This window comes from Arthrobacter sp. EPSL27 (assembly GCF_001512305.1).
Lineage (GTDB): Bacteria > Actinomycetota > Actinomycetes > Actinomycetales > Micrococcaceae > Arthrobacter.
The window spans coordinates 118,738-134,549 of sequence record NZ_LNUT01000001.1 but is presented as its reverse complement, the minus strand read 5'-3'; the positions used below and the strand labels follow the sequence as shown (position 1 = coordinate 134,549).

Below are 15,812 nucleotides of genomic sequence, written 5' to 3'. Positions count from 1 at the left end.
GCGCACCACGGTCAGCGCACCACGGACGGCGACCAGGCGTGTTCGATAAAGACTGAAGAGCGCGACGCCGGATCCGCGGTGATCTGCCAGATGTCGCTGTCGCCGGCAACACCGTCGCGGGCGAGCCCGTAGAGCAAGGTCCGGTCGTCCAGCCATTCGATCTGGTCGTCCACGCTCCGCGGCTCGGACAGCACAGTTTCCTTCCCGCTGGCCAGGTCGAGGTAGGCCACCCGCCAGTGCACCGCCAGCGCGCTGCCGGTGTTTTTCTTGTAGGCGACCCGGGTGCCGTCGGGCGAGATCGACGGGCATTCGACGCCGTCGTAGACGGCCGTCAGGGTGCGCGCCGGGATGTTTCCTTTCACCAGCCAGATCCGGCCCGATGATGCCGCCGTCGCATAGAACGTGTCCCTCTGGCCCGGGGCAAAGGTGACACCCCAGATGTTGCGGTCCGCGGCGGTGATGCGGGTGCCGTTGACCAGCAGCGCAAAATCCTCAAGGTTGCCGGCGACGGTGCCGCCCTGCACCGCAGTAATGGAGGTCTCGGTCGAGAAGTTCCCGTTTCCGTAGGCGTGGCCGGAAACGAACACCGTGGTGGCCACGAGGGAGCCGTCCGGGCTGATCCGTGTCCGGCTGGGGATGCCCGGCAACGCCCAGCTCCTGGCCGGCTGCCAGTCCGGTCCCAGCACGGCTGCCTCGAAATTGGTGACAAGGCCCCGGTTGGTCCTGAGGCAGACAATGTTCTGCAGCGTGCCGTAGACCCTGTCGCAGGCAGCTGCCGCCAGGGACCGTTCGCCGGCGGGGTCGGACAACGGGACGACGCCGATGGTTCCGTAGCCCTGGCCGGGCGCCGTGTTGCGGAACAGGACCGAGCCCTTCTGCAGCACGGCGGCACCGGTGGCCACCCGTGCCGCGGACGCCGCCGTCCGGCTTTCCTGGAAGCGCCCGAACGCGTTCGCGGCGTAAGCGCCGGCTGCGGCGATGACCAGCACGGTGATCACCAGCAGGATCCCCCAGCGCGCCGTACGCCCGGCGGCGCTCACGCTGCGGCCCCGTGCAGCACCCCGCCGCGCAGCAGGAACCAGGACGCCACCACCCCCGCTGCCAGCAGCACGCCGACCACCCCCATCGCAACGGCAGGCCCGACGGCGAACCACAGGACACCGAAGCCCACCGAAGCGGTCATGCGGCTCAGTGCCACGACGGTCTGCGCGGTCCCAAGCCCGGTGGCAAGCTTGTCCGGCGGGGTCAGCTGGCTGGCCAGGGCCGCGAGAACCCCGTCCGTCGCGGCGTAAAAGGCCCCAAGCAGGACAAGACAGGCCAGGGTCAGCCCAAGTCCCCCGACCGGTACGGCGGCCAGCAGGTAACAGGCAAGGAGCGCCACGTGCCCCAGGATAAAGACCCGCGCCTTGCCCCAGCGGTCCGCGAGGCGGCCCAGCGGAATGGCGAGGAGCAGGAACACCACGTTCGTGCCCACGTAGAGCAGCGGGAACCATTGCACGGCGAAGGCGTCCCTGTCCTGCAGTACCAGGTAGATGAAGCCGTCGCCGACCGTCAGCAGGCCCAGGATCCCGGCCGCCATCAGGAGCCGGCCCAGCCCGGGTTCACGCAGCAGGCGCCAGCGGAAGCCTGTCTTCCCCTGCCCCTTTGTGCCCGGCTTTCTGTCCTGCGGGCGTGTTCTCAGGTTTGGCACCAGCAGCACCAGCACCGCCACCCCCAGGGCCGCGAACGCCAGGGAGACCACAAAGACGGTGGAGTAGCCGTTGGGGATCAGCATCAGGACGAAGAAGGCCAGCAGCGGGCCGGTGGCCGCACCGATGCTGTCCAGCATCCGGTGCACTCCGAAATGCCGCGCCTGGTGTTCAGGCTGGGCGGACACCGAGATCAGCGCATCGCGGGGGGCCGTGCGGATGCCCTTGCCCACGCGGTCCGCGGTCACGACGGCGGTCAGGGCCCAGAATCCGGCCGCGAACAGCAGCCCGATCCGGGCCAGCATGGAGAGGCCGTAGCCCGCGACGGCCACCGGTTTGGGCCGGCCGATGCGGTCGGAGGCATACCCCGCGGCGATCCGGACAATGGCGCTGGCCCCCTGGTTGATTCCGTCCAGGATGCCAAACGCAATGGTGGACAGGCCCAGGAACGCGGTGATGTAGAGGGGCAGGACCGCAGAGACTGACTCGGACGAGACATCGGTGAGCATGCTGACCACACCCAGCCAGAGAATCACCGGGGAAAGCCGGAAACGCGGCCCGGCGGGCCCGGCCGGATCCGCGCCCGCGGGTGGCTGCTGGTCCTTCTTGCCGCCGTTGCGGTCGGACATGGAGAGGTACATGGCGCTATCCCCCGTCAGCAGCGCGCAGGTTTCCCAGGAGCATGAACCGGGTGCCTCCGGTGCCCGTGGTGGAGGCCGTGAACGTCAGGGAGTCGGTGCCCCGGCCGAAGCGGATGGCCCGTTGTCCGTCCGCGGCAGGAACGGGTTCGGACCAGAAACCCAGGCCGCCCAGGACCTGCTGGTAGTGCCCGGCCACCGCGTCCTGGCTCAAGGGGGCGATGGCGTCGGCGGCCACCTGCAGCGTTCCCTCCGCCGGGGAGACCGACGTCGAGACCAGCACCGTTGCGTCAGGGAACGGGAGGATATCCGTTGGATAGCCGTCCACGATCCCGCCCTGGGCCGACGCCGCGGCGGGCAGGGGCGCGCTGACCAGGGCTGCCGGTGCGGTCGGCGCGGGCAGCCCGGTGGGGGTGGCACTGACGGGGGGAAGCACCTCACGGCCCACTGGGACCGAAGCCGCTCCGTCAGCGGATCCCCGGGAAGGAGCCGCTGTACTCCCGGCGGATGCTTCCCCGCCGGAGCCCGGGGCACCCGGAACACCGGCAGTACCCGCATCGCCCGGGCTGCTGCCGGCAGTGTGCGGGCTGTTGCCCGCCGGCGGCGCGCCCGACACCGAGGATTCAGCGGCCGTCATCTGGTCCAGCGCCACGGCGGTGCCGCCCAGCAGGGCCGCCACGCCGGCTCCCGCGGCGACCAGCCATTTGGTTTTCATGGACGGTTCCTGGCCCGGGCAGCAGCGCCCGGCGAGACAGCGCCCGGCGAGACCATGGTTGTTGTTCCCCTAGCACCCATCGTCCCAGTCTTTCAGCGCGGGGAACGCCGGCGTAAGAGTAGGACTACTTGAATTGCGGGCCTCCGCTACCAGCATCCGTTGCGGGCGGGGCCGGGCAAATCGCCGGGCCCCGGATGGACGGCGCAGGGACTGACAGTGCGGGCCGGCCCGGACGGAGGGTTGTTAGGATCAGGCTGCCTGCCCTGACCAGGGGCTCCTATTCGGGGAATGAGGATCCGTGAAAGCCGACCACTACGACAGTTTCGCCGAAAGCTACGCGGCAGAAAACGAGTCCAGCCTCCTGAACGCGTACTACGAGCGGCCGGCGATGATCAGCCTGGCCGGCGACGTCGACGGCCGACGCATCCTGGACGCGGGATGCGGTTCCGGGCCCCTGTCCGCGGCGTTGGGCGCAAAGGGCGCGATCATGACCGGCCTCGATTCCAGCCCTGCGATGCTCGACCTGGCCCGTCAGCGCCTGGGCACGGCCGCCGACCTGCACGTGGCCGACCTCAGCGGGCCGTTGCCTTTCGACAACGGCACCTTCGACGACGTCGTCGCCTCCCTGGTGCTGCACTATCTGGAGGACTGGGCCGGTCCGCTGGCCGAATTGCGGCGTGTGCTGAAGCCCGGCGGCCGGCTGATCGTCTCGGTCAACCATCCCGCGGTCAGCGTGGTCAATTACCCCGCGGAGGACTACTTCGCCGTCCGGCAGTACTCGGAGGACTACGAGTTCAACGGCAACCCTGCGGTCCTGACCTTCTGGCACCGCCCGCTCCACGCCATGATCAACGCCTTCACGTCGGCGGGATACCGTGTGGCCACGGTCAGCGAACCGGCACCGTCCCCGGACACCCCGGAGGAGCTCCTCCCGCCGCGGATCCTCAGCGGCGAGAAGACAGCGTTCCTGTGCTTCCTCTTCTTCGTCCTCGACGCCGGCTGAGGCCAGCCGCACCTGGACCGAGCCGTGCAATATCTGCCGGGCGGAATGCGGGAACCGGGCTGCAGCGGGCATAGTTAAGCTCTTGGGCCTGTGCTTGGACTGCGGTTATCCGCAGGGCGCAGGACAGACACGAACAGGGGCTTGAATTTGGTAGGGAATGCAACATTCCGGCACCGCAACACCGCTTTGCTTTCGGTGAGCAGCGTCGAGGCTCCGAACAGCGTCAGTTCCGCGGAATTCGACCGCAGGCTGGCGTCGACGCTGCGCCGGCTGAAGTTCCCCCCGAAGCTGCTCGAACGCGTCGCCGGCATCACGCACCGGCGCTGGTGGGCCGCCGGGACGTCCTTCGACGACGCCGCCATCGAGGCCGGCGCGAAAGCCCTGGCCGAGTCCGGCGTCGAGACGTCCGAGGTGGGGCTGCTGATCAACACGTCCGTCACGCGGCGGAACCTTGAACCATCCGTCGCCGTGAAGATCCACCACGGGCTGGGCCTTCCCTCGTCCGCCATGAACTTCGACCTGGCCAACGCCTGCCTGGGATTCGTCAACGGCATGACGCTGGCGGCCAACATGATCGATTCCGGCCAGATCAAGTACGCGCTGATCGTCAACGGCGAGGACGCCCAGGCGACGCAGGAGGCCACCCTGGCGCGGCTGCAGCGGCCGGAGACCACACGCGAGGATTTCAACCGCGAGTTCGCCACCCTCACGCTGGGCTCCGGAGCCGCTGCTGCCGTCCTGGGGCCGGCCGACCAGCACCCCGGCGCGCACCGGCTGGTGGGCGGCGTGATGCGGGCCGGCACCGAGCACCACGACTTGTGCGTGGGCGGCATCGACGGCATGGCCACCGACACGAAGGGGCTGCTCGACGGCGGCCTGCAACTGGTGTCCGACGCCTGGCACGAGGCCCAGCCGGAGTGGAACTGGGCCGCCATGGACCGGTACGTCACACACCAGGTAAGCAACGCCTACACCCAGGCGGTCATCGAAGCACTCGATCTGGATCCGGACAAGGTCCCCATCACGTTCCCCCGCTGGGGCAATGTGGGGCCCGCCTCCCTTCCCATGACCCTCGCGGCCGAGGCGCAGACGCTCGGACCCGGTGACAGGGTGCTGTGCATGGGCGTCGGTTCCGGCCTGAACACCGCGATGGTGGAGATCGAGTGGTAGCGGCCGGCTGGCCCGGCGTCGACCCCGGATGGTCACGCGAGATCGAGGTGGCCTCCACCTCCGCCGCGGATGAGCCCGGGACCGTGCGGCGCTGGCACCTGCTCGACAATGGCGCCCAGCTCTCCCGCCGCGGCCTTGTACCTGCGGGCACGCTGCTGTGCGTGCACGGCAACCCGACGTGGTCCTACCTGTGGCGCACCCTCCTGGCCGCCGGCTCCGACCCGTCCCGCCCGTGGCGCGTGGTGGCGGTGGACCAGCTGGACATGGGCTACTCCGAGCGCACCGGCACATTCCGGCGCCTGGCGGACCGGATCAACGACCTGGGCGACCTCACCGACGCGCTCGGGCTGGACGGACCCGTGGTCACGGTCGGCCACGACTGGGGCGGCGTGATCAGCCTCGGCTGGGCCGTGGCCCACCCGCAGCAGCTTGCCGCCGTCGTGCTGACCAACACCGCCGTCCACCAGCCCGCCGGGTCCCCGATCCCCCGGCCGCTGCGGCTGGCGCTGCACCCTGCCGTGCACCGCTGGGGAACCACGACGTCGGACACCTTCCTTCGCGTGACGCACGCCCTGGCCCGCCCGCCGCTAACCCCGGAGGTCCGGGACGCGTTTATGGCCCCCTACCGTGGGGCCGGCCGCCGCGCGGGCGTGGGGAACTTTGTGGCGGACATTCCTGTGGGCCCGTCCCATCCCAGCTTCCCGGCGCTGGACCGGGTCGCCGAAGGGGTGCGTGGGCTGAAGGTTCCGGCACTGGTCCTCTGGGGCCCGCAGGACCCGATCTTCTCCAACCGGTACCTCAAGGACCTCACCGCCCGGCTGCCGCACGCGGACGTGCACCGGTTTGAGGGAGCCGGCCACCTGCTTCCGGAAGACCGGGACATTGCGGCTCCGGTCTTCGCCTGGCTCGCCGGGCAAGGCCTGCCGGTCGGCTCCGGCGAGGACAGCGCGCCCGGAGATGACAGCGCACCCGCCGGGGACGCCACATCCGAACCCCTGGGGGCCGGCGGCCCCGCCGGGAACGCGCCCCTCTGGGCTCCGCTCACCGACCTGGCAGCAGGCCCCGCAGGAGGGGACACCGCCGTCGCGGAAATGGCCCCGGACGGCAGCGTCTCCCGCGCGCTGGACTGGCGGGAGCTGGAACGGGACATCGCCGCGCTCGCGGCGGGACTGCAGGAAGCCGGGGTGCAGCACGGCAGCCGGGTGAGCCTGATGGTTCCGCCGGGGGTGGATCTGACCGTGGTCCTCTACGCCTGCCTCAGGATCGGTGCCGTGGTGGTCGTCGCCGACGCCGGCCTGGGCACCCGCGGCCTCAGCCGCGCGGTCAAGGGCGCCACCCCGGACTTCCTCATCGGCATCGACAAGGCGCTCGCAGCTGCCTCGGTGCTTGGCTGGCCGGGGCGGCGCATCAGTGTGCGGGATCTGCCGCCCGGCCGCCGCCGCCTCCTCGCCGTCGAAACCTCCCTCGCTGCCCTGTCCCGGCGGGGAGCCGGAAAGCCCCCGCCGTCGCAGGCACCCGCCCCGGACGCCCCCGCCGCCGTGCTCTTCACCTCCGGCTCCACCGGGCCCGCGAAGGGCGTGCTCTACACCCACCGGCAGCTGGCCGCCATGCGGGACACCGTGGCTGCGACCCTGGGGATCCGCCCCGGCGCACGCCTGGTGGCGGGCTTCGCGCCGTTCGCCCTGCTGGGCCCGGCGCTCGGAGCGGTGTCGGTGACTCCCGCCATGGACGTCACCGCGCCCCGCACGCTGACCGCCCGAGCGCTGGCGGACGCTGCCGCCGCCATTGACGCCACGGTGGTCTTCGCCTCGCCCGCGGCGCTGCGCAACGTCCTCGCGACCAGGGACAGCCTGGACGGGGCCGGGCAGCGTGCCCTGGACGGCGTGGAGCTGCTGCTGTCCGCCGGCGCACCCGTCCCGGAGCCCCTCCTCGCCGAGGTGCAGCGGCTGCTGCCCCGGGCGTCGCTGCACACCCCCTACGGAATGACCGAGGCGTTGCCGGTCACCGACATCAGCCTCGAACAGATCCGCGCCGCGGAGGCCGACGCCGCCGGCGGAACCGTGGCAGGGGCCGGCAACGGCGTCTGTGTGGGCCTGCCCGTGCACGGTGCCCGCGTCGCCGTCGTCCCGCTCGCCGGGGACGGCACTGCCCCCGGCGATTGCCCCGTCACAGAGACCGGGGTGACCGGCGAGATCCTGGTCAGCGCCCCGCACGTCAAGGACGCCTACGACCGGCTCTGGCTGACCCAGCGGGAGAGCGCCCGCACGCCCGGGTGGCACCGCACCGGCGACGTCGGGCACTTCGACGCCGCCGGCCGGCTCTGGGTGGAGGGCCGGCTGGCGCACGTGGTCACCGCCCCGGGTGCGGTGGTGACCCCGGTGGGCGCCGAGCAGGCCATCGAACGCCTGGACGACGTCGGGCTCGCCGCCGTCGTCGGTGTCGGGCCGGCCGGAACGCAGGCCGTCGTGGCCGTCGTCGAAACCGTACCTCCGGCCCGCCGGGCCGGCCCGGCCGCGCCGCACCTCGCCCGGCGCGTGCGCGATGCGGCCCGCCGGGCCGGCATCAGCATCTCCGCCGTGCTGGCCGTGCCCGCCCAGCCGACCGACATCCGCCACAACGCCAAGATCGACAGGACCCGGCTGGCCCGCTGGGCCTCCTCGGTGCTGGCCGGCGGCCGTCCGGGCACGCCATGAGGGTGCTTGTCACTGGTGCCAGCGGGCTGCTGGGCCGCGAGGTGGCCGCCCTGCTGGTGCGGCGGGGCCATGCCGTCACCACCTTCCAGCGCCGCCCGTCCGGGGTCGAGGGCGCCACGGACGCCTGCGGCTCCCTCACCGACGACGCCGCCGTCCGCCGTGCCGTCTCCGGCGCGGAGGGTGTCATCCACCTGGCGGCGAAAGTCTCGTTTGCGGGCCGCCCCGCCGAGTTCGACGAGGTCAATGTCGAGGGCACCCGCCGCCTGCTCCGCGCCGCCCGCGACGCCGGCGTGCGGGACCTGGTGTTCGTCTCCTCGCCGTCCGTGGCGAACTCCGGGGCCGCGATCGTCGGGCTGGGCGCCGTGCGCGCGGACCCGGCCCGCGCGCACGGCGACTACTCCCGCACCAAGGCGGCGGCCGAGCTGCTGGCGCTGGCAGCGGACGGGCCGGGTTTCCGGGTCGCAGCGGTGCGGCCGCACATCGTCTGGGGCCCGGGCGACACGCAGCTGGTGGAACGGGTGCTGGACCGGGCCGGCCGCGGCCGCCTGCCGCTGCTCGACGCCGGGGCCGCCCTCATCGACACCACCTACGTGGACAACGCCGCCTCGGCCATCGCCGCCGCCCTGCACCGCATGGAGCATGTCCACGGCAAAGCGGTGGTGGTCAGCAACGGCGAACCCCGCCCGGTGGGCGAACTGCTGGCGGGCATCTGCGCCGCGGGCGGCGTCCGCCCGCCGTCGTGGTCGGTGCCGGGCCGGCTCGCCCGGGGTGCCGGCTGGGTGGTGGAGAAGGCCTGGACCCGGCTCGGCCGCCAGGACGAGCCGCCCATGACTCGATTCCTCGCCGAGCAGCTCTCCACAGCCCACTGGTTCGACCAGCGGGAAACCCGCTGGCTCCTCGACTGGACCCCTGCCGTGTCCCTCGACGAGGGCCTGGCAAGGCTGGCCGGGCACTACAGGGCGTGAGCTACCAGCGGCCGTTGCGGGGCCGGGGCTGGCAGACCGGGCAGGTGTAGGAGGAGCGGTTCATGAACTGGTCCCGCCGGAGGAGGGTGACCCGGCCGGCTTCGGCGCAGCGTTTGCACTCCTTGCCCTCGCGCCCGTAGGCGTTGAGCGACCGGTCGAAGTAGCCGGAGGCCCCGTTGACGTTGACGTAGAGCGAGTCGAAGCTGGTGCCGCCGGCTGCCAGCGCGTCGGTCATGACGTCGCGGGCGGCGTCGAGGACACGTTCGGCGTCTGCCCGCCGGAGGGTGTCGGTGGGCCGGGCGAAGTGCAGCTTGGCTTTCCAGAGGGCTTCGTCCGCGTAGATGTTGCCGATCCCGGAGACCAGTCCCTGGTCCAGCAGCGCGCGCTTCAGGCCGGTCTTGCGCGCCCGCAGCCGGCGGTAGAACGCGTCGAAGGAGAAGTAGGGGTCCAGCGGGTCCCGGGCGATGTGGGCGGCTTCTTCGGCGATGAGCGGCAGCGGCGTTTCGGCCAGTCCGCCGGGGGCGCCGTCGGGCGTGGGAACCAGCGACGTGAGGAAGAGTCCGCCGAAGATTCGCTGATCCACGAACCGGAGCTGTTCGGGCATGCCGTCGGCGGCACTGAGCCGCAGCCGCACTTTCAGGTGTTTCTCGTCCGCGGCCGAGGAGTCCTGCATCAGCAGCTGGCCGGACATGCCCAGATGGGCCATGAGCGCAACGGCGGGAAGGGACGCGCCGGGGGTTGCGGTGTCCGCCAAGGGCATCCACAGGAACTTCCCGCGGCGCACCACGTCCAGGACGCGGGCGCCCTCAAGGTTGCCGGCAAAGTCCTCCGGGCCCAGGGCGTGCCGGCGGACGGAGCGCGGATCCACCACCTCAACAGCGGTGATGGTCCGGCCCCGCACCCAGCTCACCAGGCCGCGGCGGACAACTTCGACCTCGGGCAGTTCGGGCACGGTGCGTGCCTAAGCGCCTTCGGAGGGCGCCGACAGCCTGCGCCAGGCGTCCGCGGCGGCTTCCTGTTCGGCTTCCTTCTTGGAGTTGCCGGTCCCGGTGCCGTAGTCGTTGCCGCCGATGCGCAGCACCGCTTCGAAGGTCCGGGCATGGTCCGGACCGGAGCCCTCCACGGCGTAATTGATGGTTCCGAGCTGACGGCTGGCCGCCAGCTCCTGGATGCTGGTCTTCCAGTCGGTGCCGGCGCCAAGCGCGGCAGCGTCCTTCAGCAGCGGGCCGATCAGGCGCATGACCAGCTGGCGTGCCGTCTCGATGTCGTTGGAGACGTACGTGGCGCCGATCAGCGCCTCCATGGTGTCCGCGAGGATGGACGCCTTGTTCTTGCCTTCGGTGAGCTTTTCGCCCTGTCCGAGGTAGATGTAGTCGCCCAATCCGATGCTGCGGCCGATTCCAGCGAGGGCTTTGGTGCTGACGACGGCGGACCGGCGCTTGGCCAGGTCGCCTTCGGGCAGCATGGGGTTGTCGCGGTACAGCGCGTCCGTGACCGAGAACCCCAGGATGGAGTCGCCCAGGAACTCGAGGCGCTCGTTGGTGGGGATGCCACCGTTTTCGTAGGCGTAGGAACGGTGTGTGAGCGCAAGACGAAGCGTCCCGGCGTCAATAGAGACACCGAGACGCTTCAGAAGCTCTTCAGTTGAAGACATCTTTATCAGCCGTTTGGCGGATTAGACGTCTGCGACCTTGCGGCCCTTGTATTCAAGGAACAGCGCGGTGCCAGCTGAGTCGGTAACGACCTTTGCCTGGTGCGGCAGGCTGTAGGTGACCTGGCCGTTCTCGACGGTCTTCACCAGGTGGGGGGCGGTTGCCTTCCACTGGGAGCGGCGGGCGCGGGTATTCGAGCGAGACATTTTCCGCTTCGGGACAGCCACGGCTAACTCATTTCTCTCTAGTCCAACACTTACAAATCAGTTTTGCCGGTCAGGCTTAGCCAAGTCAGCTAGGGCAGCCCAGCGAGGATCTACCACCTCGTGGTGATGCCCCGGCTCGTCTTCCAGGCGAACTCCACATTCGGAGCAAAGGCCCTGGCAGTCTTCCCGGCACACCGGCTGGAACGGCAGCATGGTGACAACTGCGTCCCGCAACACCGGTTCAAGATCGATTAGATCGTGCTCGACTCGACGTTGCTCTTCTTCGTCTTCCTCGTCCGAGAACTCAGCGTCCTCGTAGAAGAAAAGTTCTTGCACATTGACCTCAAGGTCATACGCAAGGGGATCCAGGCATCGGCCGCATTCGCCGGTTACTTCGACTTCCGCGGTACCTGATACCAAAATTCCTTCGTGTACGGCCTCCAGCCGCAGGTCCAGCCCGATATCCGAGCCTTCCTGCACGCCAATGAGCGCCACACCAAGATCACCCGGTGCGGGTACATGTTCTGTCAGCGTCCGCATGCTTCCCGGACTGCGTCCGAGGTCCTTGACGTCAAACACCAAGGGCGAACTAGCATCTCGTTTAATGAGAACTCCTGTTGAACATATGACCGACGTACCATCTTAGCCTGATCTTCCGGACGGACTCAAACCGGGGCGCGCCTGCGGTTCGCACCGCGGGCGACCGCATTTGGGCCGCGCAACCGGCAGCAGGCCGCCGAGTACCGGTCAAGCTTACCCTCTGCGCGGCCGCCCTTGGTCCGCCTCGCCGGAGTGCAGGCGTTTGAGCACCGATCGGGGCACGAATTCGGACACATCGCCGCCGAGGGTGAACACTTCCTTGATCAGGGTCGAGGACAGGTGCAGGTAGTGGCCTTCGGCGGGCAGGAACACGGTCTCGACGCCGGTCAGCTGCCGGTTCATCGTCGCCATCGGCAGCTCGTAGTCGAAATCGGAGGAGGAGCGCAGGCCCTTGACGATGGCGGAGACTCCCCGTTGCCGGCAGTACTCGGCCAGGAGCCCCTCCCCCACGGGTTCGACCACAATGCCGCGCAGGGAGGCCAGGGTTTCCTGCGCCATGTCGATCCGCTCCTCAAGGGTAAAGCGGTACTTTTTGGCGTAGTTGGTGGAGACCGCCACGATCACCTCGTCGAAGAGGCCCGAGGCCCTCGCGATGACCTCCAGGTGTCCGTTGTGGATGGGGTCGAAGGAGCCAGGGCATACGGCGCGTCTCATGCTCCGAACCTACCCCATGGGCAGCCCCGCCTGAGGCAGGAGACCGGGTTACCATGGCTGAATGTCAGCCACCAGCATTCCTTTTACTGTGTCCGGGGGCGTGGTCCTGGTCACGGGAGCCGCCATGGGCATGGGCCGCCTCTACGCCCTGCGGGCGGCCCGTGAGGGCGCCGCCGTCGTAATCCTCTGGGACGTCGACGCCGGTGGCCTCGCCGCGACCGCCGCCGAGGTCACCGCTCTCGGCGCCCGCGCCGTAGTCCGGCAGGTGGACCTCGCCGACCGCGCGGCGATAGCCGCGGCCGCGGCGGAAGCCAGAGCGGAGGGCCCGCTGGCACTGCTGGTGAACAACGCCGGAATCGTCCGCGGTGCGCTGTTCTGGGACCACCGCCCGGAACAGGACATCGCCCTCACCATGGACATCAACGCGCTGGCGCCGATGTACGTCACCCACGCGTTCCTCCCGGACATGATGGCCGACGCCGGCCGGCCGCGCCGGATCCTGAACATCGCCTCCGCCGCGGGCACCGTCTCCAACCCGAGGATGAGCGTGTATGCCGCCTCCAAGTGGGCGGTGATCGGCTGGAGCGACTCGCTCCGGCTGGAACTCGAGCAGCAGGGCTACCGGCACCTGGCAGTGACCACGTTCTGCCCCAGCTACATCTCCACCGGAATGTTCGACGGCGCCCGCGGGCCGCTGCTGACGCCCCTGATGACGCCGGAGGACGCCGTGGACCGCGCCTGGCGGGCCGCCGTCGCCGGGCAGCCGCAGCTGATTGCCCCGGCCACCGCGCAGCTGGGGAAGGTGCTGCGCGGGCTGCTGCCGGTGCGCGCCTGGGACTTCGTGGGCGGCAAGGTCTTCGGGATCTACTCCACCATGGACAAGTTCACCGGCCGGGCCGGAAACCGGGACGAGAAGGCGGGCACCCGGTGAGCGGGCCGCTGCAGTTGCCCTGGCAGCGGACGGCGACCGGCGCCAACCTGCTCTCCCCCGATGGCACCCTCGGCGTGACCATCTTCGAGGAAATGACCACGCTGGCGCTGCAGACCGGCGCCATCAACCTGGGCCAGGGCTTTCCGGACGAGGACGGGCCGGTGGAGATCAAGGCCGCAGCCCAGGCCGCCATCGCCGCCGGCGCCAACCAGTACGCCCCGGGCAAGGGCATCCTGGAGCTGCGCGAGGCCATCTCCCTGCACCAGGAGCGCTTCTACGGCCTGACGCCGGACCCGCAGACCGACATCATCGTCACCACCGGCGCCACGGAGGCCATCGCGGCCTCGCTGCTGGCGCTCGTGGGCCCGGGCGATGAGGTCCTCACGTTCGAGCCCTTCTACGATTCCTACGGCGCGATCATCGGGCTTTCCGGGGCCCGCCACGTCACGGCCCCGCTGCTGGCCCCGGACTTCATGCCGGACCTGGACGCCCTGGAGGCGGCGTTCAGCAGCCGGACCAAGGTGGTAGTGCTCAACAACCCGCACAACCCCACCGGCGCCGTGTTCCCCCGCGAGGTCCTGGAACGCGTCGTTGAGCTCGCCGCCCGGCACAACGCCGTCATCATCAGCGACGAGGTCTACGAGCACCTCACCTTCGGTGTCCGCCACATCCCGGTGGCCACGCTGCCCGGCGCCGCGGAGCGCACCCTGACCATCTCCTCCGCCGGGAAGACCTTCTCCTTCACGGGCTGGAAAATCGGCTGGCTCTGCGGACCGGAGCAGCTGGTGTCCGCCGCCCGCACGGTCAAGCAGTTCCTGAGCTACAGCTCCGGCACCCCGTTCCAGAGCGCCATCGCGGCCGGGCTGGGCCTCCCGGACGAGTTCTACACGGGCATCGCCGACACGCTCCAGCTCAAGAGGGACATCCTCAGCGAGGGCCTCCGCGCCGCCGGCCTCGACGTGTTCACCCCGCAGGGGACGTACTTCGTCAACGTGGACACCGCTCCGCTGGGCATCACCGACGCGCTGGACCTGGCCCGCCGGCTGCCTGCGCTGGTGGGCGTGGCCGCGATTCCGGTGCCTGTGTTCTGCCACCCGGAGGGCGCCGAACGCACCCGGAGCCTGCTGCGCTTCGCGTTCTGCAAGCGGATCGACGTCCTGCAGGAGGCCGCCGAACGGCTCGCGGCGCTCCGGGGGCTGCTCTGATGGCGGACTCCCCCGCCGCGGCGCGGTTCCTGCGCACCACCGGCCAGCACGCCACGATCGAACCCGACACCTTCACCGACGGCGGCTACGTGCTCAGCATCGGCGGCGCGGAGCAGTCCCACGTGGACCTGGCCGACCCCTCGGACATTTTCTACGAGTACCTGCGCCGGATCGGCCACGTGGTGGACCTCGCGGCGCCGTGGGGCGAACCTGTCACGGCCCTGCACCTCGGCGCCGGTGCGCTGACCCTGGCGCGGTACATCCAGGCCACCCGGCCGGGGTCCGTGCAGTACGCGGTGGAGCTGGAGCGGGAACTCCTGGATTTTGTGCTGGAACAGCTCCCCCTGCCTGCGGGCACGGAGCTGCACACCATCATCGGCGACGCCCGCGACGCCCTGGCGGAGCTGCCCCCGGAGCTGAGGTTCGACGTCGTAATCCTGGACATCTTCTCCGGCCCTGAGGCGCCGGAGCACATCGCCTGTACGGAGTTCTACCGTGAGGCCGCGGCGAAACTGAGCCCCCGCGGGGTGCTGATTGTCAACGTGGGCGACGAGCCGGGGCTCACCCTGGTCCGCAGCCAGGTGGCTGCACTGCGCCGTGCGATGGCGGACGTCGCGGCCTGCGCCGAGGCCGGCATGTTCAGCGGCCGCTACCCGGGCAACATCATCCTGGCCGGAACGCAGGGCCCCTGGCCGGAGGTCTGGACCGCGGCGCTGACCGCCCGCGGGCCGCACCCGGCGAAAGTGCTCTCCGGCGTCGACCTGGATGCCCTCGCAGACTAGCCGCTGACCTCCGGGCCGGCGTCCGGGAGGACATGCCCATTCCTCGCATCCAGTGACGCACATATGGGCACTATGTCCATGCGCTGATCCTTGCGCGGAGCAGGTCCAGGTTCCCGGGGCGGACAAAGCGGCTCCGTCCGGGAGGACATGCCCATTCCTCGCGTACAGGGACGCGCATATGGGCACTATGTCCATGCGCTGATCCTGGCGCGGAGCAGGTCCAGGCTCCCGGACGAGCGGGCTGGCTCCGCCGTGGTGGAGCGGGGACCCGGACTAGCCGCTGACCTCCGGGCCGGCGTCCTTGGCCGCGTCAGCTTCTTCACCGGTCTCTTCCACGCCGGGTTCGGCGAACCAGAGCTTCGTCTCGCCGTACTTGCGTTCGGCGAAGCGCTCCATGCCGTCCGGCCAGGACGGTTCGGCGCTCCGCGAGGAACGCTCCACGACCACCACGGCACCCTCGGCCAGATGCGGGAGCAGCTTGGCCAGCACCGCGGCCAGCGCGGGTTCATCGAGCGGGTAGGGCGGATCGAGGAAAACAAGATCCCAGCGGACAGAGTCCTGCGCCCGGTCCAGGAAGGATTCCACCTTGGACCGGTGCACGGACACCACCTTCCGCCGCGCCACGGTATTGATAAGGTCCGCGTTGCGCTGGCAGACCTCGCTGGCCTTACCGTCGGACTCCACGAGGTCCACGGCCCGGGCGCCGCGGCTGGCACTCTCGACGCCAAGCGAGCCGGAACCGGCGTACAGGTCCAGCACGCGGGCGTCCGCGATCACCTCGAAGGCGTCCAGCCGGGAGAAGAGCGCCTCCTTGACCCGGTCCGTGGTGGGGCGGGTCAGAGATCCCGGGACGCTGGCCAGGGTGGTGCCGCCAGCCGCGCCGGCAATGATGCGGCTCATGGCCGCACGG

At 70.3% G+C, this 15,812-nt stretch carries 16 protein-coding genes; 7 read left to right on the top strand and 9 right to left on the bottom strand.

The window, feature by feature from the left end:
• Positions 1-11: 11 nt before the first annotated feature.
• From AR539_RS00490 to AR539_RS00480, 3 genes are read right to left on the bottom strand one after another with little or no spacing between them, the layout of a single operon-like run.
• Positions 12-1,040, bottom strand: a complete 1,029-nt coding sequence (locus AR539_RS00490; RefSeq protein WP_066431213.1) for a TolB family protein — start codon at positions 1,038-1,040, stop codon at positions 12-14.
• Positions 1,037-2,329, bottom strand: a complete 1,293-nt coding sequence (locus AR539_RS00485; RefSeq protein WP_082699122.1) for an MFS transporter — start codon at positions 2,327-2,329, stop codon at positions 1,037-1,039. Before AR539_RS00485 ends, AR539_RS00490 begins: the two co-directional genes overlap by 4 nt.
• Positions 2,330-2,333: 4 nt before the next feature.
• On the bottom strand, positions 2,334-3,041 hold the full coding sequence (locus AR539_RS00480; protein WP_231728438.1) for a hypothetical protein: 708 nt from the start codon (positions 3,039-3,041) through the stop codon (positions 2,334-2,336).
• A gap of 298 nt (positions 3,042-3,339) precedes the next feature.
• Between AR539_RS00480 and AR539_RS00475 the strand changes: the two genes are divergently transcribed.
• The 4 genes from AR539_RS00475 to AR539_RS00460 all read left to right on the top strand — a co-directional run bounded on the left by AR539_RS00475 (position 3,340) and on the right by AR539_RS00460 (position 8,872).
• Entirely contained in the window at positions 3,340-4,044 is a 705-nt protein-coding gene (locus AR539_RS00475; RefSeq protein ID WP_066431210.1) for a class I SAM-dependent methyltransferase, read from the top strand.
• 147 nt (positions 4,045-4,191) lie between these two features.
• On the top strand, positions 4,192-5,214 hold the full coding sequence (locus AR539_RS00470; RefSeq protein ID WP_066431207.1) for a 3-oxoacyl-ACP synthase III: 1,023 nt from the start codon (positions 4,192-4,194) through the stop codon (positions 5,212-5,214).
• A complete protein-coding gene (locus AR539_RS00465) occupies positions 5,208-7,907 on the top strand; it encodes an alpha/beta fold hydrolase (RefSeq protein WP_066431204.1) in 2,700 nt (899 codons plus the stop codon). The genes AR539_RS00470 and AR539_RS00465 overlap by 7 nt, the downstream gene beginning before the upstream one ends.
• Positions 7,904-8,872, top strand: a complete 969-nt coding sequence (locus AR539_RS00460; protein WP_066431201.1) for an NAD-dependent epimerase/dehydratase family protein — start codon at positions 7,904-7,906, stop codon at positions 8,870-8,872. Before AR539_RS00465 ends, AR539_RS00460 begins: the two co-directional genes overlap by 4 nt.
• Position 8,873: 1 nt before the next feature.
• Here the strand turns inward: AR539_RS00460 and mutM are convergent, their stop codons facing one another.
• From mutM to coaD, 5 genes are all read right to left on the bottom strand, one after another.
• A complete protein-coding gene (gene mutM / locus AR539_RS00455; RefSeq protein ID WP_066431196.1) occupies positions 8,874-9,824 on the bottom strand; it encodes a bifunctional DNA-formamidopyrimidine glycosylase/DNA-(apurinic or apyrimidinic site) lyase in 951 nt (316 codons plus the stop codon).
• A gap of 9 nt (positions 9,825-9,833) precedes the next feature.
• Entirely contained in the window at positions 9,834-10,526 is a 693-nt protein-coding gene (rnc, locus tag AR539_RS00450) for a ribonuclease III (RefSeq protein WP_066431193.1), read from the bottom strand.
• A gap of 21 nt (positions 10,527-10,547) precedes the next feature.
• Positions 10,548-10,751, bottom strand: a complete 204-nt coding sequence (gene rpmF, locus AR539_RS00445; RefSeq protein WP_009356569.1) for a 50S ribosomal protein L32 — start codon at positions 10,749-10,751, stop codon at positions 10,548-10,550.
• A 36-nt stretch (positions 10,752-10,787) separates the two neighbouring features.
• Positions 10,788-11,312 carry a YceD family protein gene (locus AR539_RS18835; protein ID WP_082699121.1) on the bottom strand — a complete coding sequence of 175 codons (525 nt, stop codon included), beginning with the start codon at positions 11,310-11,312 and terminating at the stop codon, positions 10,788-10,790.
• A 171-nt stretch (positions 11,313-11,483) separates the two neighbouring features.
• Positions 11,484-11,984 (bottom strand): pantetheine-phosphate adenylyltransferase, encoded by a 501-nt coding sequence (gene coaD, locus AR539_RS00435; protein ID WP_066431189.1) that lies wholly within the window; start codon positions 11,982-11,984, stop codon positions 11,484-11,486.
• A gap of 61 nt (positions 11,985-12,045) precedes the next feature.
• Between coaD and AR539_RS00430 the strand changes: the two genes are divergently transcribed.
• The 3 genes from AR539_RS00430 to AR539_RS00420 are packed head-to-tail and all read left to right on the top strand — an operon-like array spanning position 12,046 to position 14,902.
• The gene (locus tag AR539_RS00430; protein ID WP_066431186.1) at positions 12,046-12,915 is read left to right on the top strand and encodes an SDR family NAD(P)-dependent oxidoreductase; all 870 of its coding nucleotides are present in this window, start codon (positions 12,046-12,048) and stop codon (positions 12,913-12,915) included.
• Positions 12,912-14,120 carry an aminotransferase class I/II-fold pyridoxal phosphate-dependent enzyme gene (locus tag AR539_RS00425; RefSeq protein ID WP_066431183.1) on the top strand — a complete coding sequence of 403 codons (1,209 nt, stop codon included), beginning with the start codon at positions 12,912-12,914 and terminating at the stop codon, positions 14,118-14,120. Before AR539_RS00430 ends, AR539_RS00425 begins: the two co-directional genes overlap by 4 nt.
• Complete coding sequence (locus tag AR539_RS00420) at positions 14,120-14,902, top strand: spermidine synthase (protein ID WP_197410516.1); 783 nt, start codon at positions 14,120-14,122, stop codon at positions 14,900-14,902. The genes AR539_RS00425 and AR539_RS00420 overlap by 1 nt, the downstream gene beginning before the upstream one ends.
• Positions 14,903-15,175: 273 nt before the next feature.
• On the opposite strand, the gene rsmD is transcribed toward AR539_RS00420, so the two are convergent.
• Complete coding sequence (rsmD, locus tag AR539_RS00415) at positions 15,176-15,802, bottom strand: 16S rRNA (guanine(966)-N(2))-methyltransferase RsmD (RefSeq protein ID WP_066431181.1); 627 nt, start codon at positions 15,800-15,802, stop codon at positions 15,176-15,178.
• Positions 15,803-15,812: the final 10 nt, after the last annotated feature.

What these genes read in the sequence shown, in the direction of transcription:
- AR539_RS00485 (WP_082699122.1), bottom strand. Translation starts at nt 2,329, where the DNA reads ATGTACCTCTCCATGTCCGACCGCAACGGCGGCAAGAAGGACCAGCAG.
- AR539_RS00480 (WP_231728438.1), bottom strand. Translation starts at nt 3,041, where the DNA reads ATGAAAACCAAATGGCTGGTCGCCGCGGGAGCCGGCGTGGCGGCCCTG.
- AR539_RS00460 (WP_066431201.1), top strand. Translation starts at nt 7,904, where the DNA reads ATGAGGGTGCTTGTCACTGGTGCCAGCGGGCTGCTGGGCCGCGAGGTG.
- rnc (WP_066431193.1), bottom strand. Translation starts at nt 10,526, where the DNA reads ATGTCTTCAACTGAAGAGCTTCTGAAGCGTCTCGGTGTCTCTATTGAC.
- coaD (WP_066431189.1), bottom strand. Translation starts at nt 11,984, where the DNA reads ATGAGACGCGCCGTATGCCCTGGCTCCTTCGACCCCATCCACAACGGA.
- AR539_RS00430 (WP_066431186.1), top strand. Translation starts at nt 12,046, where the DNA reads ATGTCAGCCACCAGCATTCCTTTTACTGTGTCCGGGGGCGTGGTCCTG.
- AR539_RS00420 (WP_197410516.1), top strand. Translation starts at nt 14,120, where the DNA reads ATGGCGGACTCCCCCGCCGCGGCGCGGTTCCTGCGCACCACCGGCCAG.
- rsmD (WP_066431181.1), bottom strand. Translation starts at nt 15,802, where the DNA reads ATGAGCCGCATCATTGCCGGCGCGGCTGGCGGCACCACCCTGGCCAGC.